Source organism: Streptomyces sp. NBC_00224, from assembly GCF_041435195.1.
Classification (GTDB): Bacteria; Actinomycetota; Actinomycetes; order Streptomycetales; family Streptomycetaceae; genus Streptomyces.
In genome coordinates this window covers 6,042,834-6,064,124 of the sequence record NZ_CP108106.1, presented here as the reverse complement: position 1 = coordinate 6,064,124, position 21,291 = coordinate 6,042,834, and the positions used below count along the sequence as shown (strand labels likewise).

Here is a 21,291-nt window from a genome sequence, read left to right as displayed (position 1 = left end):
GGACTCGTCCGTCACTGATATGACGGATCCCGCACGGCGAATGTGACCGCTGGACGAAAAATAGTTTTAGAACGGCATCTGACCTGCGGCGATGCACCCGAAACGCGCGACGGCCCGGGACCGCCGAAGCGATCCCGGGCCGTTTTCCACCCTTGTGCGGCCCACTCTCGGGGCCAACCTCAAGCCTCTTTCACGCTTCGAGCAGCACCAGTTCGAGCGCGCCCAGGCGCGCCGGGTCGGTGATGACCTCGATCTCGGTGATCACGTGGTCGGAGAAGCCGAAGCTCATCACGCGGTAGCCCGGCTTGCCGCGGTCCGCCACCACACCCGGCGAGCCGTCCACCAGCGCGGGCTCGGCGGACTTGGCGAACTGGGCGAAGGTGAGCGCCTGCCGGGCCACGGCCGCGGCACCGCGCAGCACGGTGGAGGCCCCGGGGCGGTCGCCCGCGTACGAGCGGGCCACGACGTCGGGGTCGAGCACGGCGACCAGGGCGTCGAAGTCGCCGCCGCGGGCCGCGCTGAGGAACGCCTCGACGACCTCGCGCTGGCGGGTGAGGTCGGGGGCGGGCGGGGTGTTCACACCCTGGACGCGGCGGCGGGCGCGGCTGGCCAACTGCCGGGCGGCCGCGGGGCTGCGGTCCACGATGGGCGCGATCTCCTCGAAGGGCACCGCGAACATGTCGTGCAGCACGAACGCCAGCCGCTCGGCGGGGTCGAGCGTCTCCAGGACGACCAGCAGGGCGAGGCCCACCGAGTCGGCGAGGAGCGCCTGGTGTTCGGGGTCGGCGCCGTCCTCCGGCTCCAGGGCGGGCTCGGTGACCTGGGCCTCCAGCGGGTCCTCACGGCGGGCCCGGCGGGAGCGCAGCATGTCCAGACAGACCCGGCCCACGATCGTCGTCAGCCAGCCGACCAGGTTCTCGATGTCGTCCGTGTCGGAGCGGCTGAGCCTCAGCCAGGACTCCTGAACGGCGTCGTCGGCCTCGCTCAGCGAGCCGAGCATCCGGTAGGCCACCGCTCTCAGATGGCTCCGGTTCTCCTCGAATCGCTGCGCCAGCCACTCGCGCTCGTCCATCGGTCACATCCCTTTTGGTTCGCGTTCCGTCAATCCCATGACGAACCGGCCCCGGCAAATGTGACAACGTCCGCCGACGGTGGGCTCGTTCGCCGGTCCCCCGGCCGGCCAACTGTCGCACACCGCCGGGGACCCGACCCGGGTCCCCGGCGGTGTGCGGCCGCGGCTACCAGGCCTGGCCGGCCTGCTGCTTGGTGGCGGCGTTGAGGCGGTTGAACAGGTTGACCACGCCGATCTGGAGGACCAGGGCGGCCAGCTGCTGCTCGTCGTAGTGCTTGGCGGCCTCGTTCCACACGGCGTCCGGCACGGCGTCCTCGCGGTCCGCGAGCCGGGTGACGTGCTCGGCGAGCGCCAGCGCCGCGCGCTCGGCGTCGCTGTAGAACGGCGTCTCGCGCCAGGCGCCCACCGAGAAGATGCGCTCCTCGGAGACGCCCGCCTTCTGCGCGGCCTTGGCCGACGCGTCGAGGCAGGGGCCGCAGCCGTTGATCTGGCTGGCCCGCAGGTGGACCAGTTCGAGGGTGGCGTCCTCGACACCGGCCTTACGGATCGACTTGATCAGGCCGAGGATGGCCGTCATGGAGTCGGGCAGCACCTGCGCCGGGTTGTTCATCCGGGGAGTGGACATGACTTCCTTCATCTTCCTTCAGTGGAACGGGCGTTGCGGATAAGAGATGTCGCTACCAGGGCAGTGCGCCCTGGTCCTGCACGAACGTGGCGGTGGGGCCGTCCGCGTCCAGGGTGGCGAGCTTCACGGCGATCGCGGCGCCCTGCTCGGCCGACTTGTAGCCCTCGCCCCCGGTGATGTCGGTGCGGCACCAGCCCGGGTCGACCGCGTTGACCTTGATCGGGGTGTCCCACAGCTCCTTGGCGTAGGACACCGTGACCATGTTGAGCGCGGTCTTGGAGGAGTTGTACGGCAGGTTGTTCACGTGCCAGATCGGGTGGTCCTGGTTGAGCACGTTGGTGAGCGAGCCCATCTCGCTGGACTGGTTGACGATCCGGCCCGCCGGCGACTTGCGCAGCAGCGGCAGGAACGCGTTGGTCACCGCGACCACACCGAACACATTGGTCTCGTAGAGCGAGCGGAGGGTCTCCAGCGAGGTGGCGCTGGGCTTGCCGTCCTCGTGCGAGACGGTGATACCGGCGTTGTTCACCAGGATGTCGAGCTTGCCGTAGGCGAGGTCGATGTAGGTGGCGGCCTTCTTGATGCTCTCCGGGTCCGTCACGTCGATCTGCACGAAGGGCTGGCCGAGCTTCTCGGCGGCGGCTTTGCCGAGCTCCTCGTCGCGCGCGCCCACTATCGCGGTGATACCCAGCTCGCCGAGCTGGCGCGCGATCTCGAAACCGATTCCTTTGTTGGCACCTGTAATGAGGGCGATGGTCTTCATGGGGGGAATCCTTACAGTCGAATCTTGAACTCCACTTGAATGCAAGTGGTTCGGTGCGGATCAGCTCGCCGCGGCTCGGGGGCGCCGGGGCTTTGACCAGTTGCGCGTGATGGGGCGCTCGATCAGTGCGTACAGCGCCCAGGAGACGAGCAGGGCGATGGTGAATTCCACCAGCACGATGCCGATGGTCTGCGGCACCGAGTACATGGTGTGGCCGAGCCACTTGCGCCCATAGGCGAGCACGACGAAGTGGACGAGGTAGAAGGCGAAGGAGACTTCGCCGAGCCAGATCATCGCGCGATTGCGGAAGAGCGTGAACTGGTTCCTCGCGTCGGCGGTGGCGGCGGCCGCGATCAGGAAGATGATCGGGACGATGGTCATGGACCGCTGCGAGTAGAGGAACGGCACGTGGGAGGCCCACACATAGGTGCCGGCCAGCATGACGCTCGACCAGATCATGCCGATGTTCCACCAGCGGCCGTTGAGCACCGCCTGAGCGACCAGCATGCCGAGCGCGAAGTCGAGCAGCCGCATCGGCGGGAAGTTGTACGCGAACCAGTACTGGTTCGTGGAGGCGCGGGCGCCGAGTGCGAGGCCGCCGGGGAAGTTGGGGTCGTCCGGCAGCAGCAGGTAGGTGAAGAACGGCGTCGCGATGATGGCCGCCGTCACACCGGATATCCAGTACTTGAGGTGCCCGGCCTTGATGCGGCGGAATACCTTGTGCAGCAGCGGGAAGGAAAGATAGAAAAGCAATTCGCAGCCCAGCGACCAGCTGGGCTGGTTCACGCTGGAGAACACGTCGAACTTCGGAACCCATACGTGCACCATGAGCAGGTTCAGTATGGCGGTCCTGGTCGGCGTATAGGCGGAGGCGAAGAGGACCATCGCCAGGCCCCAGGTGATCGCGTAGTTCGGGTAGATCTTCACGATCCTGCGGCGCCAGAAGGCGCGTACGGTGTCCGTTTCGCGGACGGCCCAGGTGAGCACGAATCCGCTGAGGACGAAGAAGAACGTGACGCCGAGGGCGCCCGCGTTCCGGGTGACGTCGAACCAGTCCATCGCCGCGTCGTCGTCCTTGACCAGGCGCAGGAACGGGAACGGCAGTCCGGTGTGGTTGAGGAAGACCAGGAGGGCCGCGGGGAAACGCAGTCCCGTCAGCGACGGCAGCCGGGTGGCCTCCGGGCGCAGCCAGCCGTCCCGGGTGGCGACCGTGCGTAACCCGGTCACCTTCCCCAGTCGCGCGGACCGTGGCCCGCGCGACGAATCGGCCGCCGCGGTCGGCGGCCCGGCGCCGATCGTGTCGCCTTGAGTCATGGCTAACCCTCCTGAAAACATGGGGAGTTGGCCTCTCACCGCGAGGGGAGAGAGGTTCTCGGCACGTCATCGTCGCCCACCGCAAGGGAGCGGCCCTTGAGCGGTGCCCCGGGTCCCACCAAGGATCTTGAAGATCGCGCTCCGCTTCAAGACGGAGGGATTCAGGACTGCGCGGAGTTCGGCCACGAACCACAGGAACAGCACATCCACATACGGGAATTGACAGCTCCAGGTCAGAAGAACGTCAGAGAAGTGTCAAATTCCAGCCATACGTGGCGTTGCTCACAGCCGCCTCACACCGGCATCGGCTCGAAGTCCCAGTACGGCCGCGCCCCGCTCCTCATGTACGCGGTCTGGCGGTGGTTCTCGCCGAGGGCGACGGTCAGGGTCGTCACCGCGTCCCGGAGCAGCTCGGCGGCCTGGGCCCGGCGGCCGAGCGCCCGCAGGTCCTGGGCCAGGCCCGCCTGGAGGTTGACCGAGAGGACGTGCGCCTGGCCGACCGAGGTGACCGACCGCACCAGCGCGGAGCGGCCGAGCTCCGCCGCACCCGGCAGATCGCCGTCGGCCGCCCGGGCCGAGGCGGTGTTCATGGCACTCCCCAGCGTCCAGGGGTGGACGTGGCCGAGGACCCGGGTGAAGGCCCTGAGGTTGCGCTCGGAGAGGTCGCGGGCGGCGCGGTGCTCGCCCGTCTCGCGCAGCACCAGGGCCACGTTGTCGTACGCGCCGATCGTGTACGGGTGTTCCGCGCCGAGCAGCTCCGCGTATCCGGCGGCCGCCTCGGAGGCCAGCTCGTGCGCCTCGTCGTGGCGGCCCAACTCCCGCAGCAGCATGGCGTAGTCGCAGGTGAACGCGGTCGCGTCGGCGCGCCGCAGCATCGCCTCGCGGGCTTCGTGCAGCAGCCCTCTGGCCCGCTCGGGCTCGCCGTCGCGGCGCAGGCACAGGGCCAGGTTGTGCTGGGCGGTGAGCGTCTGGGGGTGGTCGTCGCCCAGGATCTGACGGTGCAGGCGGTGGTTGTACTCCTGGATGGTCAGCGCCTCCCCGTACCGGCCCATCAGGCGCAGCATCTGGGCCTTGTAGAGCCCGGCCTGGAGGGTCAGGTGGTCCTTGCCGCCCAGGACGGAGATGCACTCCTCCAGGACCTCGTCGTGGCGCGAGAGCGACTTGGCGTAGTGGCCCTGGAGGGCGAGGGTGACCGCCAGGTTGTGGCGGATCCCGAGCAGCCGGGGCACCTTCCAGTCGCCGAGCAGGGCCGCGGTCTCGCCCGCCGCCTCCTCGAACAGGGCGCGCGCCTCGGCGTACTTGCCGAGCACCATCAGCGTGCCGCCCAGGCCGTTCTTGGCGCGGACCACCTCGATGCCGCCGCGGCCCTCGGCCATCAGCCGCCGCAGGGTGCCGCGGCCCAGCTCCTCGGCGCGTCCGTACTCACCCAACTGACGGAGCATGTGCGCGAGTTGGTGGGTGGCGACCAGGACGAGGCCGTCGGTGGGGCCCGACAGGGGCCGCCAGGACTCCACGGCGAGGCCGCTGAGCCGGCGCCCCTCGCGGAACTCGCCGCGCACCCGCAGGTACTCGATGCAGTTGAGGACGAGGCGGCGCACGTCCGGGTCGGTGGAGGTGAGCGCGCCGGACGGCTCCAGGTGCGGGATGAGCTCCGCGTAGCGCGGCCAGTTGTGCGAGCCCGACGGGTCGCGCGGATCGGCGGCGACCAGCACCCGGCAGGCGGTGGCGGTGGCCCGCTCGTGCTCCTGCTCGGGCAGGCTGCCGCGGACGAAGCGGTGCAGCAGCCGGTGGATGCGCAGGGAGCCGACGGTACGGGTGCCGAGCCGGCCGGGGTCGTCGTACTCCAGCGGCGTCGAGGTCACCCGGGAGAGCGTGCGCAGCGCCGAGTTCCAGCTGCTGGGGTCGGTGACCAGGGCGGCGAGATGCGGCGGCAGATCGCTGACCCGGGCGTTCTGGAGGAGCCGCAGCGGCACGGAGTCCGGCGAGAAGTGGGCGAGGAGCTTCAGCAGCTCCCAGGCCTCGGCGGAGGTCTCGTGCAGGCTGTTGAGCGTCTTGGACCAGGCGGCCTGGAAGCTGGCCGGGTACTCGCGGGACGGCATGGTGGAGACGGTGTGCGGGTCGCCCTGGCTGATGCCGCGCACATAGTCGGCGATGGAGGCGGCCGGGTTGTTGGCGATCCAGGTGGCGGTCTGGTCGAGCAGCAGCGGCAGGTCCTGGACGGCCTCGGCGAGCCGGTCCGCGTCGTGCTCGCCGAGCCGCTCGGCGCGGCGCCGGGCGAAGGCGACGCTCTCCTCCCGGTCGAACGGCGGCAGCTGCACCAGCTGGGCGCCGAGGCCGGGCCACTCGGGCGAGTTGGCGGTGACCAGGACGTGCCCGGGGCCCTCCGGGATCAGCTCGCCGACCGCCTCCGGGCTCTCCGCGCCGTCGAAGACGACCAACCAGCGCCGGCCGGTCGTCTCCAGGGCGCCGCGCACGGCCGTGATGACCTCGCCGAGCCGACTGCCCTGCGGCAGGCCCAGGGCCGGGGCGAGCGCCGCGAACCCCTCGCGGGCGCTGGCCTTGGCGGAGGCGCCGACCCACCAGACGATGTCGTACTCACCCGCGAACCGGTGCACGTACTCCATCGCGGCCTGTGTCTTTCCGACGCCGCTCAGACCGTGCACCACCACCCGGCCGCCCTCCTCGCCGGAGGCGGCCAGGATGTCGTGGACCCGCTCGAAGGCGTCCTCGCGGCCGGTGAACTGGCGGTTGCGGCGCGGTGCGTTCCAGACCCCTGGACGGTCGTCGGGGAAGCGGATGGGCCGCTCCAGGACGACCCCGCCGGGGCGCCCCGGCGACCCGGCGCACTCCAGGACCCGGCGGCGTGCCTCGTCGGGGCCGACCCCGCGCAGCCCGATGGGGCGCAGGGTGGCCGCGGCGGGCGGCAGCGGTTTGGCGGTGACGCTGACGGCGGCGACGCGGTCGCGGTGCTGCGGCAGCGTGTCGCGCAGCAGCCGGGCCCAGCCCTGGTACTTCTCCGAGTCGAAGCGCAGATACCAGTCGTCCAGGACCACCAGGATGTGCCCGGGCGGCTCCAGCAGGTCGGCGAGGGCCGAGTCGGCGGGCTTGAGGTGCAGCGGGTCCCACCTTATGAGGACGGCGGGGTGGCCCGCCCGCTCCAGCTGCTGCCCGATCCAGTCGGCCCAGGCCTGGCTCTGCCCGGCGAAGAGCACGGTGACGCGGGGGGAATCCTCGGCGGACTCGGGCGGCGTGGGCTCCACGGCGCCCTCGTGGTCGGACATGCGGCGGACTCCCTCGGCTCGGGCCGGAAGCTGCTGGATGTGCGCACGGCTTTCCATTGTGCGTCACAAGGCTGGCAGTGAAGAGGAGTTGGGTGTCACGGGCCGCCCCGCTGCGGCCCGTCGGCGGCGGCCAGCCGGGCCGCGATGTGGCGGATGAGCCGCTCCAGGTCGGCGCAGTACACGCTGGGGTGGAGGAATCCGCTGTACGGAGCGTACCGGTGCGCGTAGTTGCCGCCCCCGCACACCTCCCGTACCGGGCACTCCACGCAGTCCCGCGACAGGCCCGCCGCGCCCAACTGGCGGGCGGCGACGCCGGGATGGCGCAGCGCCCGATCGAAGGAGTGGCGGAAGACGTCGAGCCCGGTCGCGGAGGCGCCCTCGTACGCCGAGCGCAGCGCGCCCGTCTGCTCGATCGCGCCGTCCGTGTCCACCACGACGGCCACCATCGGGGAGAGCCCCACGGACTCGACCGAGCTCGGCACGCCGAGGAGCAGCGCCACGATCTCCTGGAAGAGCCGCACCCCGGTCCGCATCCGGTCGGCGTCCCACCACAGGTCGAAGACCCGCACCAGCCAGTCCCCGTACGGGGTGGGGCGCGCGCGCCGCCCCGGCACCGGGGCCGGGGCGATCCCGGGCGGCGGCGCGGCCCAGCTGCCGTGCGGCAGGAGCAGGTCGATGCCGGGCGGGCCGAGCGCGAGCAGCGAGCGGTAGACGTCCTCGGGGTCGGCGGCGAGGTCGACGGTGCACAGGATGCCCGCGTACGCGGCGGGGCGCCGGGCGAGCAGCCGCGCGGCCGCGGCGACGGCGGGCCAGGAGGAGCGGCCCCGGCGGTCGGTGCGGCGGGTGTTGAGCCGGGCCGCGCCCCCGTCCAGGCTGAGCCCGACGCGGACGCGGGCGGCGGCGAGCCGGTCGAGGGTGCGCGGGGTCAGCAGGGTGCCGTTGGTCTGCACGGTCGCGGTGACCTCGCAGCCGCCGGGCACCACACCCCGGACCGCCTCGCGCACCGCGCGCCGCACCTCGGCCGCGTACGCCACGACGGGCCCGGCCCCGCCGAGCAGCGGCTCGCCGCCGTGCAGGTCGATGCGGAGCGCGGTGAGCCGGTGGGCGGCGGCGTGCTCGGCGATGCGCCGGGCGGTGCGGCGCACGGTCGCCTCGGGGACCCGGGCCGGGCGCTCGCGCCAACTCGCGTCCTGGCCGCGGTAGATGTAGCAGTAGTCGCAGGCGAGGTTGCACCGGCTGTGCACCTTCAGGACGAACTGCCGCAGCGGTACGGGCCGCACGGCGCCCGGATCGAGTTCGCGGTGCGGCCAGCGGGGCTCCTCGGCGGTGGTCACGGCACGTCCTCGTGGCTCGCGTCGCCGGGACGGGCCGACGGCGTGTCCGCGAAGTACGCCCCCGCTGTATCCGTCGGCGCCGCCGCGGGCGCGTCGCTGAAGTACGCCCCGGCGCGCCCCTCGGACGCGGGCCGGTGGCACAGGTCCGCGAGGACCGCGGCCAGTACGGGGTGGGCGCACTCGTGCGGGGAGCGGGCCGCCAGGGGGCGCAGGTCCGGTAACGCCGCGGGGTCCGGCAGCGCCCTTCCCCCGTCGGTCGCGGTCGCCGTCACGACGCTCCCAGCTCGCCGTCGAGCCGGTCGGTCTCCGCCCGGCTCAGGGCCTCCGCCTCGGCGTCCGGCTGTCCCGCCGCCGCCGCGGCCGAAAGGATGCGCAGTACCTCAAGGTGCTCCTCCCGTGCCCGTGCCGGGCCCGCCGTCCGTTCCATCAGCAGCGCCCTCAGCTGGCGCGCCCGGGCCTCCGTCAGCGGCTCCCCGGCCGCTCTGCTCTCCTCGGCGGCCCGCAGCGCGTGGTCGGCCGCCTCGCCCAGCCGGGACGGCGAGCCGGTGCGCTCCGACAGGAGCCGCAGCACCTCGGCGCGCAGCAGCCAGATCCGGGCGAGGACCGTGCTGCGGTCGGTGGCCCGGGCGGCCGCGCCGAGTATCCAGTGGGCCTCGTGCAGGTCGGAGAGGACCTCCTCGGCGTGGAAGCGCCGTACGTGCGCGGCGCCCAGCAGATAGCGCCGGCGGGCGAGTTCGGGGTCGGACTCGGAGGTCTCGTCCAGTGCCCGGCGCAGCGCGCGCACCGCGCCCCGGGCGTCGTCGACGGACTCCTTGGCCAGGGCCCGCGCGGTGAGCGCGTCGCCGAGCTCGGTGAAGGCGGCGGCGCGGCGCGGGTCGTCGGGGCCCATCAGCTCCAGCGCCTCCGACCAGGCCACCACCGCCGAGTCGAGGTGGGTGCGGCTGCGGGTCGACTCGTACCGCTCGCGCAGCACCTTCGCCATCCGCAGCAGGCACACGGCCTGGGCCTCGCGGTCGGCGCCCGCGTACCGGCGGGCCTGGTCGAGGGCCTGCAGCACGGTCAGCCGGGTGGAGTCGTCGGTCTCGGCCTGGGAGAGCTCCACGGCGTCGGCGACGTCGAGCCAGGCCCGGCTGACCTCGTCGTCGCTCAGCGAGCCAGGCGCGGGCGTCTCGAACCCGGCGTAGAGGTCCCTGGCGGCGCGCTCGGCGTAGGCGCGGGCGGTGAGCGGCGCCTCCTCGCCGGGACCCGCGGCCGCGTGGCGGGCGAGGGCGAGCAGCAGCGCGCCGCGCAGCAGCAGGACGTCGGCGGTGCGGTCCTCCTTCAGGAGCGCGTCGGCCACCTGGACCGCGCTGTCCAGGCAGCCGCCCGCCCACTTCGGCTCCAGCTCCGCGAGCCGCCGCAGCACCCGGACCCGGGCCAGCGAGGCGGCCCGCCAGTCGGCGCGCTGGGTGGCGGAGGCCGGGGGGATTCCGCCGATCAGCGCGAGGCTGCTGTGGGCGCGGTTCAGGAGGTACACGGCGACCTGGCGGGTGGTGCGCACCTCGGCGGCGCGAGCCCGGCCGGGGATGCCGTGGAGCCAGTTGGAAGCGGCTCCCGACGCGCTGAGGAAGGCCTCTCCGAGCTCGGCCCTGGCCGGCCCCCCAAAGCCGGACTCGCGCGCCGCCCCCGTCAGCGCCCTCAGCCACCACGCCTCGTCCGCGCCCGCCCGGCCCGACTCCGCCTCGTCCGCCATCGCCTCCAGGATCCGGGCGAGGGTCAGATGGGCCCGGCGCTCGTGCGGCAGCGCGTTCTCCACGGCGGACAGGGCCTCGCCCAGGTCCTCGCCGAGGCGGCGCAGCTCCCAGCGAAGCAGCAGCGCCTGCGCCAACTCGCCGTACAGGTATGCCCGTTCGGCGACCCGGCGCTCGCCCCGCACGGCGGCGCTGAGCAGTTGGACGCCCATGTCGAGGTCGCGGACCGTGCCGTACGAGCGGAACCGGTCGAGGCAGTCGCGTGCCCGGTCGGACAGCTCGCGCGGGCCCGCGCCGTCGGCGCCGCCCGGCCGGACGAACTGGTCGGGCCGGCCGAAGCGCCGCAGCACCTGCGCCGAGACCCGGGCGAAGATCCGCAGCCGGGAGTCGTCGGACGGACCGGCGGGCGCGCTGCCCCCGGGGTCGACCGACCCGGCCAGGACGGCCGCGGCGAGCGCGGGAAAGTTGCGCACGGTCCGCCCGTAGCGCCGCTCCACGTACTCCGAGCAGTGCTTGAGGACGAGGATCGCGCTTCCGGCGCCGAGGTGTTCGAGCAGTTCCTCGCGCACCCCGTCCAGGAAGACATAGCCGGGCAGCCCGCCGCCGCTCTCCTCGTCGCAGACCCGCAGCAGCCCGCTGAGCAGCACCTCGGCCAGCACCTCGGGCCCGCTGTCGACCAGCATCGCCCGCTGGACCAGCTGCATCACGGGCAGCACCAGCGGCGCCGCCGACAGACAGGCGGCGAGCTGGGCCGCGTCGGGCGAGGCGGTGGCGCGGAACGCGGCGACCCGCTCGGCGGGCGCGAGCGCCTGCTCGGCGCGGGTGCTTCCGGCGGCCGGGCCGTGGTCGGCGCGGACCCGGCCGACGGCCGCCTCCATGGTCTGCTCGGTGGAGCCGCTCACCAGCCGCGCCCAGGCGCCGAACGAGGACTGGCGCAGGGCGAGCACCGGCACCGGTATCCCCCGGGCCTCGCGCCCCCGCTCCGGCCTGCGCGGCCGGAACTCCAGGCGCCCGGCCGGGCCTTCGCGGCGCCGCAGCACCCCTTGCCGGGTGGGCAGATGGGTGGAGCGCCACATCCGCTGGGGCAGCGGCTGGACCACGGCGAGCGGGGCGGTCCGCGCCCAGCCGTACAGCAGCCGGTGCAGCTGCCCGCTGCGCCACATGGGGCCCGCGCAGTCGCTGAGCAGCAGGGTCAGCTGTCGTCCGGCCGGGTCCCAGAACTGGGACGGGTCGGCGAGGTGCCCGCCCGCGGCGACGCCGGCGGCGACGCGCGGCCGGCCGTCCGTGCCCTCGTGCAGATAGTGCAGCTGCACCTCGCGGAAGGCCCCGGCCCGCTCGCAGACCTGGCGCAGCTCGTCGAGGGTCTGCTCCCACACCACGGTCGAGGAGGACACGTCCATCAGCAGGGCGAGCCTGGCCTGGCGGCGGCGGTCGGGCCGCAGCACCGGCAGGATCAGACCGGTGTCGGCGGCCCGGTCGGCGGTGGCCTGCTCGTCGAGGCGGCGGGCAGCGGTGCGGGCGGGCGGGCGGTAGTGCTGGAGGGGGCGCAACGCCCTTTGCAGGGCGAGGGGTTCGGGCAGGGTCGCGGCGGCGGGCGCGGCCACCCGCACCCCGTCGGAGCCGCCGGGCGCGCCCCCGGCGCCGCCGCCCGGGCCGGGTCCGGTGCCGGGTCCGGGGGTGAACAGATCGGCCTGGCCCTGGTACGTACGGACCACGGGCCCGCCGGGGGTGTGTTCGCGCACGCGCTCGGCGGGGGCGGGGCCCGCGCCGTCGACGGGGTCCGGCGGCTTGACGCCGGGGCCGCCGGTGACGGGCCGCACCGCGTCCGGGCCCTGGGGCCGGGGCCGGGCGAGCGGCCCGGCGAAGCCCGCCAGCCACAGCGCGTCCGCCAGCTCCTGGGCGGTCGGCTGGATCTCCGCCTCCCGAAGGCGCGCCACCAGTGCCGTGAGGGTGGTGCTCACGGCGCTCTCGGCGGGGCGCGGGTCCCGGGCGGCGGTCATCGGGGTCACCGCTGCCTGGTGTCCAGCGGCCGCAGCAGCAGCTCGGCTATCTCCTCGCGCCGCTCCGGCCCCTCCTCGCTCACCTGCTGGGTGAGGAAGATGGCGTTCAGGAGCTGGTCGGTGGGGCGCAGTTCGCCGTCGCCGTCGTCGCGGGTGAAGCGGTTGAGCAGATCGACGTTGCGCTCGTCGGCGCCGGGTCCGAAGTGGGCCTGGACGAAGGCCGCGAGGCGTTCCTCGCGCGGCGGCTCCAGGTGCAGATGGATACAGCGGCGCAGCAGCGGCGCCGGGAAGTCGCGCTCTCCGTTGCTGGTCAGGACGGTGACGGGGAAGGCCTGGCAGCTGATCCTGCCGTTCGGCACCGCGACCCGGTGGCCGTCGTCGGTGAGGACCTCGACCACGTCGCGGCCCGGCCGGTCGGCGATCCGCTCCAGCTCGGGGAGCGGGAACTCGCCCTCCTCCAGCACGTTCAGCAGGTCGTTGGGCAGGTCGATGTCGCTCTTGTCGAGCTCGTCGATGAGCAGTACGCGCGGCCGTGTGGCGGGCAGCAGCGCGGTGCCGAGCGGGCCGAGCCGGATGTAGCGGCCGATGTCGTCGGCCTGGCCGTCCGCGAGCTGTGCGTCGTGCAGCCGCCCGATGGCGTCGTAGGTGTAGAGCCCGTCCTTGAGCTCGGTGCGGCTGATGATGGGCCACTGAAGGACCCGGCCGAGACCGAGTTCGTACGCGATGGAGTGCGCCAGGGTCGACTTGCCGGAACCCGGCTCGCCGGTGATCAGCAGCGGGCGGCGCAGATACAGCGCGGCGTTGATCAGCTGGAGGGTCTCGGCGTCGTGCGCGGACAGCTCGGAGACGCGGTCACCGAGCCTGCGCTTGGACGCGATGTCGATGTCCGGCACCGTGTACGGGCGCGGCTCGCCGCCGAAGGTGCGCCAGCGGGGCGGCGGGGGCAGCGCACGGATCCGCTCCGGATCCGGTGCCCCGAAGCCTCGGTAGATCAGCCAGTCGTCCATCGCTCGCTCCTCGTCGACGGTCGGCGGGGCACCACTTGTTGACCACGTGTCGTTGCGCCACGTGTCGTTGCGAGTCTCGTTGCGAGTCGAGGTCCAGTCGGAAGGTACCCACTCCCGGGCCGCCGAAATGCGTTTTCCGGACAGGACCTGGGCGAGCGGACGCACAGGAGGTCACAGCGGCGCTTGTCCGGGCGCACGGCGGCGCACGGCGTGCCCGCGCGGGGGCGGGTCACGGCGCGTCCAGCCGCTGGAAGTCCGGCAGCGGCCGTCCCGGGTCGTCGTAGAGCATCGCCACACCCTCCGCCCAGTGCTGGGCATCCTTGGAATCGCTGATCTCCTCCCTGATACGGCGCAGCCGGTCCGGGAGTTCAGTGGGGTCCTTCGCCTGCCCGAGCAGATCGGCCGCCCCGGCGCGCAGCGCCACGCAGAGGTCGTGGCAGCCCTGTTCGGGGTGGCCGTCGGTGTGCCAGAGCGCCACTGGGTGGCCGGCGTCCAGGGCCATCCGCATGGCCGCGCCGCCCACCCCGCGCCCGGCGGGCCGGCACAGCACGGGCACCGCGCCCGGCTCCAGCTCGGTGAAGTGGCGCAGCCGGGGCGCCTTGCCCGGGAGCGGCGCCGGCACCGCGGCGAGCTCCTCGGCGGCCATCAGGCCGTCCCAGCGCTCGCGCCACTCGGGGTCCACCTCGCCGCGCCGGTCGAGGTCGCGCAGCACCACACGGCGCTGCACCCCGAGGTAGGGCGGCCGGTAGAGGCGCCCGATCTCGGTGAGCTGCCAGCGGTGCACCGCGGTGTCGAACTGGTCGGCGGGCAGGGCGACTTCGAGGGGTGCGGGGCAGTCGTCGGTGTCGACGCTCTGGAACGCGGTGACCAGGGGCCGGCGCAGCCGCCGGATCAGCTCGCCGGGGGCCACCCCGTCGCCGCTGCACTCCTCGGCCACCGGTCTGGAGCCCTCCCGGTCGCCGTCGTGCACCCGGATGCGCCAGTAGAACCGGTCGGGCGCGTCGGAGAGCGGCTCCAGCTCGACGGTGACGACGGCGCCGCCGCGCTCGACGGTGGGATAGGGCAGTACGGCCAGGATCTCCTCGGGCGCGCCGGGCCCGAGCACCGGCAGCAGCCCCTCGGGCAGCCGTGCCTCGGTGACCACGGTGTGCACCACCGGCGGGACCCCGCGCAGCCGCTCGCTCACCCAGGTGTCCAGCCGCGCCGGGTCGCCGCCGCGCCCGCGCTCGTACTCCACGACGAGCTTGAGGTAGTGCAGGAAGGCGATGGCGGGCATCGGCCGGTGCGCCTCGTAGAGCAGGCCGTGGCCGTCGCGCCAGGTGCGCGGGTCGGGGAGGCTGCCCGGCGGCGCGATCCCGCCGCGCGCCTTGCGCGCCAGCTTCGCGACCGGCGGCACCCCGCCGGGCCCGGGGACGGAGGCGAGCAGGTGCAGAGCGGCCCGCCGGTCGTACGGGCTCCACTGCTCGGGCGTGTGGTGCAGCCCGGCGGCGGGTAACTTCTGCTGCCGGTCGACCCAGGTGTTGTAGCCGTTGAGCCTGGGCCCGCCGCCGTGCCACCGGTCGTGCTCGGCGAGCACGGTCCGGTAGAGGTCGCCGAACCGGCGCAGCGCCGGGAGCGCGATGGCCCGGCCGCCGTCGCGCTCGACCCGGCGCGACTTCATCACGGCGACCACGGCGCCGGTCTGCGGATCGAGCACCGGCCCGCCGGAAACCCCTTTGGGGAACTCGACCTCGCTGAACCGGAGCCCGTAACTCCCGTCGTACGTACGGATGTCGACGGTGCTGTGCCAGCTCAGCGGGCGCCCCTCGGGCCGGAATCCGTAGACCACCGCGCCGCTCGCGCCGGGCGGCTCGGCGCAGTCGCTGAGCCAGACGCACTCGTGCTCCACGTCCTCGTCGAGGAGCCGGACGAGCGCCAGGTCCTGTTCGACGGGCACGTCGTCGCCGCGCAGGTCGTCGTCGACCAGCCACGCCGCGAGCCGGGCGGGCAGCGGGTCGCCGCCGAGCCGGTCGCTGCCGACGTGGAAGACCTGCTCCCGGTCCCGGCCCAGATGCGGCCGCAGGACGTGCGCGCAGGTCAGCAGCCAGCCGGGGGCGACGAAGAAGCCGCTGCCCCACATCGTGCCGCCACCGGCCGGGAGCAGGTGGACGGTGGCCGAGCGCGCCAGGTCGTCGATGAAGGGATCGTGGGCGTGCTCAGGCATCGGGCGAGCCGCCGGGGGCCGGGGGCGCGATCGGCGGGTTCGGCGGCGGCGGGGGCACCGGGGGCGCGGGCTGGTCCTCCAGCCGCCAGGTCAGCGTGACCTGGATGGACGACTTGGCCTCCCCGTCGGCGAGGATGGCGACGGCCGCCCCGGCCTTGGCGGACAGCTCGATGCCGAAGCTGATGCTCGCCTCGTCGGGCCGTACGGCGGCGGCCGCGTCGAGCACGGACCGCCCGACCCCGGCGATCAGCTCCCCCAGCCGCTCCACCTTGGCGACGGCGTTCTCGATCACCCCGACGTCGTCGTCGTCCGCCGCGTACCCCCCGGCGGTGGACACCCGGGCGAGCACCACGGCCCCACCCGGCAGCTCGATCTCCCGTACGTGCGCCATGGCCGCCCCCCAACCAGTCGCATATTCACCTGACTTGAGATGACGAGGGTAATCGGCCGAACGGTTGCACGGGACCCCTTCACAGCGCCGGATACCCTGGAGGGGAACATCCCGGAGCACTTCAGGAGCACGTTGTGTACTTCACCGACCGCGGTATCGAGGAGCTGGCGAAGCGGCGCGGCGAGGAGGAGGTCACCTTCGAGTGGCTTGCCGACCAGCTGCGCACGTTCGTCGACCTGAACCCGGACTTCGAGGTCCCGGTCGAACGCCTCGCCACGTGGCTGGCACGCCTGGACGACGAGGACGACGACGACGAGTAGGTGACGAGCAGGTCCTGAGCCGCGCGGTCAGGCCTGACCGCGCACCCGGTCGTACGCCAGCCCCAGCGCCCCGTTGGCGAGCAGGACCACGCCCGCGACCGTCCACCCCCCGTTGCGGCGGGCCAGGCCCCAGGCGGTCAGCGGCAGCCCCGCCGCCAGCTGGGCCGCGCCGAGGATCCGGGCGCGGGGCCCGACCAGCCACGGCCCCAGCCGTCCGCCCTCGACCACGTCGAGCTCCGCGCGGACCGCGTCCCGCCAGCCCGACCACTCCACCGCCTCCGCTCCGGTCGCCGCCGCGACCGACCGCAGCCGGTCGGCGGGCTCGCCCGGGGAGAGTCCGGCGGGCAGCTCGACGCCCGCGCGGGCGAGCACGGCGGTGAGCCCGAGCAGCCGGGCCCGTGCGTCCGCCGCCGAGTCGGGCCGGGTGAGCCGGTCGAGCTCCTCCAGGTCGAGCACGGGGTCGAGGCCGAGCCGCGCCGCGAACGTACGCATCGCCTCGTCCTCCCCCGCCGCCGTCCCGTCGGCCAGCCACACATAGCCGACCGTGCGGCGGAACCCGGCGGCCAGCGTGTACCCGGCCCGGCCCTCGTCCCACCACAGCGCGACCACGGGCCAGCTCGCGCCGACGGCGAGCGCGGCCGCCCAGCCGCCGAGCACCTGGTCGACCGGGTCGTCGCCGCCCTGCCACGGCTTGGTCTGCGGGACCAGCACGCTCCAGCCGTCCCCGGCCGGGGCGAGCAGCATCCGCTCGCGCAGCAGATGCGCGGCCGGGCGGACCGCCGCGGGCTCGGCGCGGCAGAGGAGCAGGGCTCCGGGGGCGGGAGCGGGGGCGGCGCCCGAGACGCTGGACATGATCCATACGCTAGGGCAATTCCCTACTTCCCACCCACTAACGGCCCTTTTCGCCCCGCTCCCCTGCTTGACTTCCCGTATCCGCGATATATCGTGTCTATCAAGCAGACGCGATATGTTGCGTATGACCCGCCCAGGGAGGGCAGAGCCATGGCCGAGTCGACGTGGACCGTTTCGGAGCCGCGCACACTCACCTTCGACGCTCCGGTGACCGCGCTCAACGTGCGGATCGTCAACGGAACGGTGAACGTCGTGGGGACCGAGGAAGGTTCCGCGCGCCTGGAGGTGTCCGCCCTCGACGGACCGCCGCTGATCGTCACCCAGGAGGGCCCGACGCTCACCGTCGCCTACGAGGACCTGCCCTGGAAGGGCTTCCTGAAGTGGTTCGACCGCAAGGGCTGGCGGCGCAGCGCGGTCGTCTCGCTCACGGTGCCGTCCGGGTGCGGGGTCGAGGTGGGCGTGGTCGGCGCGGGCGCCGTGGTCTCCGGGATCCGGGGGCGTACGGACGTACGCGGCGTCACCGGCGACACCACGCTCGTGGGCCTGTCCGGCTCGGTCCGCGCCGACACCGTCTCCGGGAACGTGGAGGCCCAGGCCGTCACCGGCGACCTCCGCTTCCAGTCGGTCTCCGGCGATCTGACGGTGATCGAGGGCGCGGCCACGTCCGTACGGGCGGAGTCGGTCAGCGGCGACATGGTGCTCGACCTGGACCCGTCGGGCAAGCCCGCCGACGTCAAGCTGACCACGGTGTCCGGCGAGATCGCCATCCGCCTGGAGCACCCGGCCGCGGACGCGAAGGTCGAGGCGAACACCACCAGCGGCGCGGTCTCCAACGCCTTCGACGACCTGCGGGTCAGCGGGCAGTGGGGGGCAAAGAGGATCACCGGGACGCTCGGGGCGGGCACGGGCACGCTGCGGGCGAACACCGTCTCGGGCTCGATCGCCCTGCTGCGCCGCCCCGAGCCGCACGACACGGCGGACCCGGCCGCCGCCACGACAAAGAAGGTGCTCTGACATGGCCCCCGTCTTCGCCCACGGCCGTCTGCGCCTCTACCTCCTCAAGCTGCTCGAAGAGGCCCCGCGCCACGGGTACGAGGTGATCCGCCTCCTGGAGGAGCGGTTCCAGGGCCTGTACGCGCCGAGCGCCGGCACGGTCTACCCCCGCCTGGCCAAGCTGGAGACGGAGGGCCTGGTCACCCACACCACCGAGGGCGGCCGCAAAGTGTACTCGATCACCGACGCGGGCCGCGCCGAACTCGCGGGCCGCAGCGGCGAGTTGGCCGACCTGGAGCTGGAGATCCGCGAGTCGGTCTCCGAGCTCGCCGCCGAGATCCGCGCGGACGTCCGGGGCGCGGCGGGCGACCTGCGCGACGACGTGCGCCGCCAGGCGCGCGAGGCGCGGGCGTCCGGCACGGCGGACGGCGAGTCCTGGCAGCAGGCCAAGGAGGAGTTCAAGCGCGCCAAGCAGGAGTGGAAGGAGCAGGCACGCCGCGCGAAGGACGAGTCGCGCCGGGCCCGCGAGGACGCCCAGCAGGCCCGCCGCCAGGCGAAGGAGGCCCAGGACACCGCGCGCGAGCAGATGCAGCGGGTGGCGGAGCAGGTGCAGGACCACTTCGCGCGGGGCGACTGGCCGACGGGCGTACGGGAGGGCCTGGCCGAGATCACCAAGGAACTCGGCCGCTTCACCCGCCCCCCGGTGACCGAGCCCGCACCCCCCACCTGGGCCGACGACCCGGCCACCGGCAACCCGGCCCGGGACCTGGACCGCCTCCTGGACCGCTTCCGCGACGACATCCGCGACGCGGCCCGCGACCACGGCGTGACGGAACCCCAACTCCGCGAAACCCGCCACCACTTGTCGACGGCGGCGGCCCACATCGGGGCGATCCTGCGGGGCGGGGGCTGAGGGGCCCGGTGTTCGTCTGCGGGTGGGTGGTGGGCTGGTCGCGCAGTTCCCCGCGCCCCTAGGTGGTCAGGGGCGCGGGGAACTGCGCGACCAGCCACAGACGGTCTGCGGACGAACCACCAGGCCGCCCGCCCAGGGCTTGCGGGAAGGGGCGGGGTGGGGCCGGAAAAACGCCACCACCCCGCGCCGCACCCGTCAAACTGATCACGTGATCGATTTCCTGGGCCAAGGCCCCACCCCCATCACCCTCCCCACCACCTGGCACGCGGGCCACCCCTCCCCCAAGCACGACCCCGCCCCCGAGATCCAGATCCACCGGTACACCGAACACACCGTCCTCCTCCGCCAGAACAAGTCCGTCCACTTCGAGGCGCCCTTCCTCTTCCTCCTCTTCGGCAATGAGCGCGCCCTCCTGCTGGACACCGGCGCCAGCGCCGACCCCGCCCACTTCCCGCTGCGCGCCACCGTCGACGCCCTGATCGACGAGTGGCTGACCCGCCACCCCCGCACCGGGTACGAGCTGCTCGTCGCCCACACCCACGGCCACGGCGACCACATCGCCGCCGACGCGCAGTTCGCGGACCGCCCCCGCACCACCGTCGTGGCGCCCGGACTCGACGACGTGGTCGGTCACTTCGGGTTCACCGACTGGCCGCACAAGGCCGTCGAGCTCGACCTCGGCGGCCGCGTGCTCGACCTGATCCCCGGCCCCGGCCACCACCCCGCCGCCGTCGTCTTCTACGACCGGCACACCCGGGCCCTGCTGACCGGCGACTCGCTGTACCCGGGGCGGCTGTACGTCGACGACGCCGCCGCGTACGCCGAGACCGCCGACCGGCTCGTCGACTTCTGCGCCACCCGGCCCGTCACCCACGTCCTGGGCTGCCACATCGAGATGACCACCACCCCGGACGAGGACTACCCCCGGGGCACCACCTACCAGCCGGACGAGCCGCCGCTGGAGCTCACCGCCGCGCACCTGGACACCCTGCGCCGCGCGCTCGCCGAGACCGACGGCCGCCCGGGCTCCCACCCGTACGGGGACTTCATCCTCGTGCACCGGGGCTGAGGGAAACGAGGTCAGGCGCGGGGCGTGACCGTCACGGTCACCGTCGCCCCCGCCACCGCCCGCACGTCCAGGCCCCGGACCGACCCCGGCCCGGCGACCCGGACCCGCCACCCCCGCAGGGCCGACGGCACGGACAGCTCCGTGGCGCCGCGCCCCGCCACGTACACCAGGCGGTACGTCCGCGTCGACGGGTCGTACGCCTCCGACCGCACCCGCCCCGCGACCGCCCGCGCGTACGGCGTCGCGGTCAGCGCCTTGTTGGGCCGCAGCGCACCCCCCGCGTCGGCCGCGCAGTAGCCGCCCCCGTAGCACCACACATAGCCCGCCCACCCGGAGGTGTAGCGCGCCAGTGAGGCGAGCGCTTCGGTGTAGAAGCGGGCCATGTGCGGGAGTTCGCTGTTGAGCGGGCCCCACTCGCCCACCACCACCGGCACCCCGTACTTCTTCGGATAGGCCGTGACCGCCGACTCGTACGACTCGATCCACCCCGCCGACGGGTCGTAGTCCGCGCCCGCCTCCATCGCGGTGTTGTAGAAGTGCGGCGCGTACACCGCCTTCGGGTCCTTGATCCTGCCCAGGCCCGTCGGCACGCCCTCCCCCACCGCGGGGGTGGGCTCCACGAAGACCCAGTGCCGCCGGTCCGCCGAACGCACCGCCCGCGCCAGGCGGTTGTACATCGGGGTGAGCTGCTCGGCCTCGATCCGGCGCGCCGCCGTCGCCGGGTCCTCGCCCGCCCGGAACTCCCCCATCGGCTCGTTGATCAGGTCGTAGCCGAAAACCGCCGGGTGGTGCGCGAACCGCCCGGCGAGCACCCGCCACATGTCCGCCTGCGCCCGCCGCAGGTCCTCGTCCCCGTACAGATGCGTGAACGCCCGCTGCACGGCGGGCTCGTAGTACTCGGAGAACCAGTCGTCCGGGTGCGGGGTGAACGGCAGCCCGTCCGTCCGCGTCGCCCACTCCGGAATGCCCCGGTGCCCGAACGCCGGGCCGAAGACGTCCTGGTGGGCGTCGATCAGCACCCGGATGCCATAGCGGTGCGCCCAGTCCAGGACCCGTTCGATCTTGCGGAGGTACGCCTGGCTGTACTGACCCCGCACCGGCTCCAGGTCGTCCCAGAAGACCAGCAGCCGGGCGAGGCCGAAGCCGTTCGCCCGCAGGTCGCGGAAGGTCCGCTCGGTGATCGCGGAGAGCGCCTGATCGCCCCGGTGGTTCTTGTCCTCCACGTTCCAGCCCCGGAGCGTGAGCACGCGCCCCCGCTCGTCGGTGAGCCGGGGGACGACGCCCGCCTCCCGGGCGTGGGCGGCAGGAGCCGCCATGCCCGCCGCGAGGACCGCACAACAACCCACAGCTGCAAGGAACTTGTTCATACGCACAAGACACCTCCGGCACGTCGACAGGTGTGCGTGCCGGAGATCAGATCAGGG

General features: G+C 73.5%; 17 protein-coding genes. 4 read left to right on the top strand and 13 right to left on the bottom strand.

Features of this window, described 5'->3' with window-relative positions; genetic code table 11:
* Nucleotides 1–190 precede the first annotated feature (190 nt).
* From OG965_RS27210 to OG965_RS27160, 11 genes are all read right to left on the bottom strand, one after another.
* Nucleotides 191–1,072 (bottom strand): sigma-70 family RNA polymerase sigma factor, encoded by an 882-nt coding sequence (locus tag OG965_RS27210; RefSeq protein WP_371654676.1) that lies wholly within the window; start codon nt 1,070–1,072, stop codon nt 191–193.
* A 166-nt stretch (nt 1,073–1,238) separates the two neighbouring features.
* Nucleotides 1,239–1,697 carry a carboxymuconolactone decarboxylase family protein gene (locus OG965_RS27205; RefSeq protein WP_371654675.1) on the bottom strand — a complete coding sequence of 153 codons (459 nt, stop codon included), beginning with the start codon at nt 1,695–1,697 and terminating at the stop codon, nt 1,239–1,241.
* 52 nt (nt 1,698–1,749) lie between these two features.
* Nucleotides 1,750–2,460 carry an SDR family oxidoreductase gene (locus tag OG965_RS27200; protein WP_371654674.1) on the bottom strand — a complete coding sequence of 237 codons (711 nt, stop codon included), beginning with the start codon at nt 2,458–2,460 and terminating at the stop codon, nt 1,750–1,752.
* Between the two features lie 60 nt (nt 2,461–2,520).
* A complete protein-coding gene (locus OG965_RS27195) occupies nt 2,521–3,774 on the bottom strand; it encodes an acyltransferase family protein (protein ID WP_371654673.1) in 1,254 nt (417 codons plus the stop codon).
* A 293-nt stretch (nt 3,775–4,067) separates the two neighbouring features.
* On the bottom strand, nt 4,068–7,055 hold the full coding sequence (fxsT, locus tag OG965_RS27190) for an FxSxx-COOH system tetratricopeptide repeat protein (protein ID WP_371654672.1): 2,988 nt from the start codon (nt 7,053–7,055) through the stop codon (nt 4,068–4,070).
* 95 nt (nt 7,056–7,150) lie between these two features.
* Entirely contained in the window at nt 7,151–8,389 is a 1,239-nt protein-coding gene (locus OG965_RS27185) for an FxsB family cyclophane-forming radical SAM/SPASM peptide maturase (RefSeq protein ID WP_371654671.1), read from the bottom strand.
* Complete coding sequence (locus OG965_RS27180; protein ID WP_371654670.1) at nt 8,386–8,661, bottom strand: hypothetical protein; 276 nt, start codon at nt 8,659–8,661, stop codon at nt 8,386–8,388. Before OG965_RS27180 ends, OG965_RS27185 begins: the two co-directional genes overlap by 4 nt.
* Nucleotides 8,658–12,119 carry an SAV_2336 N-terminal domain-related protein gene (locus OG965_RS27175; protein ID WP_371654669.1) on the bottom strand — a complete coding sequence of 1,154 codons (3,462 nt, stop codon included), beginning with the start codon at nt 12,117–12,119 and terminating at the stop codon, nt 8,658–8,660. Before OG965_RS27175 ends, OG965_RS27180 begins: the two co-directional genes overlap by 4 nt.
* Nucleotides 12,120–12,124: 5 nt before the next feature.
* Entirely contained in the window at nt 12,125–13,126 is a 1,002-nt protein-coding gene (locus OG965_RS27170) for an AAA family ATPase (protein WP_371654668.1), read from the bottom strand.
* Nucleotides 13,127–13,355: 229 nt separating this feature from the next.
* Nucleotides 13,356–15,329, bottom strand: coding sequence for a trypsin-like peptidase domain-containing protein (locus OG965_RS27165; protein WP_371654667.1), 1,974 nt, complete (start codon nt 15,327–15,329; stop codon nt 13,356–13,358).
* The gene (locus tag OG965_RS27160) at nt 15,322–15,720 is read right to left on the bottom strand and encodes a CU044_2847 family protein (RefSeq protein ID WP_371654666.1); all 399 of its coding nucleotides are present in this window, start codon (nt 15,718–15,720) and stop codon (nt 15,322–15,324) included. Before OG965_RS27160 ends, OG965_RS27165 begins: the two co-directional genes overlap by 8 nt.
* Before the next feature lie 134 nt (nt 15,721–15,854).
* On the opposite strand from OG965_RS27160, the gene OG965_RS27155 reads away from it, so the two are divergent.
* Nucleotides 15,855–16,040 carry a DUF6104 family protein gene (locus OG965_RS27155; protein ID WP_371654665.1) on the top strand — a complete coding sequence of 62 codons (186 nt, stop codon included), beginning with the start codon at nt 15,855–15,857 and terminating at the stop codon, nt 16,038–16,040.
* A gap of 27 nt (nt 16,041–16,067) precedes the next feature.
* Here the strand turns inward: OG965_RS27155 and OG965_RS27150 are convergent, their stop codons facing one another.
* Nucleotides 16,068–16,892 carry a hypothetical protein gene (locus tag OG965_RS27150; protein ID WP_371654664.1) on the bottom strand — a complete coding sequence of 275 codons (825 nt, stop codon included), beginning with the start codon at nt 16,890–16,892 and terminating at the stop codon, nt 16,068–16,070.
* Nucleotides 16,893–17,042: 150 nt separating this feature from the next.
* On the opposite strand from OG965_RS27150, the gene OG965_RS27145 reads away from it, so the two are divergent.
* From OG965_RS27145 to OG965_RS27135, 3 genes are all read left to right on the top strand, one after another.
* Entirely contained in the window at nt 17,043–17,906 is an 864-nt protein-coding gene (locus OG965_RS27145; RefSeq protein WP_371654663.1) for a DUF4097 domain-containing protein, read from the top strand.
* A 1-nt stretch (nt 17,907) separates the two neighbouring features.
* A complete protein-coding gene (locus OG965_RS27140; protein ID WP_371654662.1) occupies nt 17,908–18,798 on the top strand; it encodes a helix-turn-helix transcriptional regulator in 891 nt (296 codons plus the stop codon).
* 208 nt (nt 18,799–19,006) lie between these two features.
* A complete protein-coding gene (locus OG965_RS27135; protein ID WP_371654661.1) occupies nt 19,007–19,867 on the top strand; it encodes an MBL fold metallo-hydrolase in 861 nt (286 codons plus the stop codon).
* A gap of 11 nt (nt 19,868–19,878) precedes the next feature.
* On the opposite strand, the gene OG965_RS27130 is transcribed toward OG965_RS27135, so the two are convergent.
* Nucleotides 19,879–21,234 (bottom strand): cellulase family glycosylhydrolase, encoded by a 1,356-nt coding sequence (locus OG965_RS27130; protein ID WP_371654660.1) that lies wholly within the window; start codon nt 21,232–21,234, stop codon nt 19,879–19,881.
* Between the last annotated feature and the right edge of the window lie 57 nt (nt 21,235–21,291).

Bases quoted from the DNA above. Each gene is read 5' to 3' on its own strand.
- fxsT (WP_371654672.1), bottom strand. From the start codon at position 7,055: ATGTCCGACCACGAGGGCGCCGTGGAGCCCACGCCGCCCGAGTCCGCC.
- OG965_RS27160 (WP_371654666.1), bottom strand. From the start codon at position 15,720: ATGGCGCACGTACGGGAGATCGAGCTGCCGGGTGGGGCCGTGGTGCTC.
- OG965_RS27130 (WP_371654660.1), bottom strand. From the start codon at position 21,234: ATGAACAAGTTCCTTGCAGCTGTGGGTTGTTGTGCGGTCCTCGCGGCG.
- OG965_RS27170 (WP_371654668.1), bottom strand. From the start codon at position 13,126: ATGGACGACTGGCTGATCTACCGAGGCTTCGGGGCACCGGATCCGGAG.
- OG965_RS27165 (WP_371654667.1), bottom strand. From the start codon at position 15,329: ATGCCTGAGCACGCCCACGATCCCTTCATCGACGACCTGGCGCGCTCG.
- OG965_RS27150 (WP_371654664.1), bottom strand. From the start codon at position 16,892: ATGTCCAGCGTCTCGGGCGCCGCCCCCGCTCCCGCCCCCGGAGCCCTG.
- OG965_RS27210 (WP_371654676.1), bottom strand. From the start codon at position 1,072: ATGGACGAGCGCGAGTGGCTGGCGCAGCGATTCGAGGAGAACCGGAGC.
- OG965_RS27200 (WP_371654674.1), bottom strand. From the start codon at position 2,460: ATGAAGACCATCGCCCTCATTACAGGTGCCAACAAAGGAATCGGTTTC.
- OG965_RS27205 (WP_371654675.1), bottom strand. From the start codon at position 1,697: ATGTCCACTCCCCGGATGAACAACCCGGCGCAGGTGCTGCCCGACTCC.
- OG965_RS27195 (WP_371654673.1), bottom strand. From the start codon at position 3,774: ATGACTCAAGGCGACACGATCGGCGCCGGGCCGCCGACCGCGGCGGCC.
- OG965_RS27140 (WP_371654662.1), top strand. From the start codon at position 17,908: ATGGCCCCCGTCTTCGCCCACGGCCGTCTGCGCCTCTACCTCCTCAAG.
- OG965_RS27175 (WP_371654669.1), bottom strand. From the start codon at position 12,119: ATGACCGCCGCCCGGGACCCGCGCCCCGCCGAGAGCGCCGTGAGCACC.
- OG965_RS27145 (WP_371654663.1), top strand. From the start codon at position 17,043: ATGGCCGAGTCGACGTGGACCGTTTCGGAGCCGCGCACACTCACCTTC.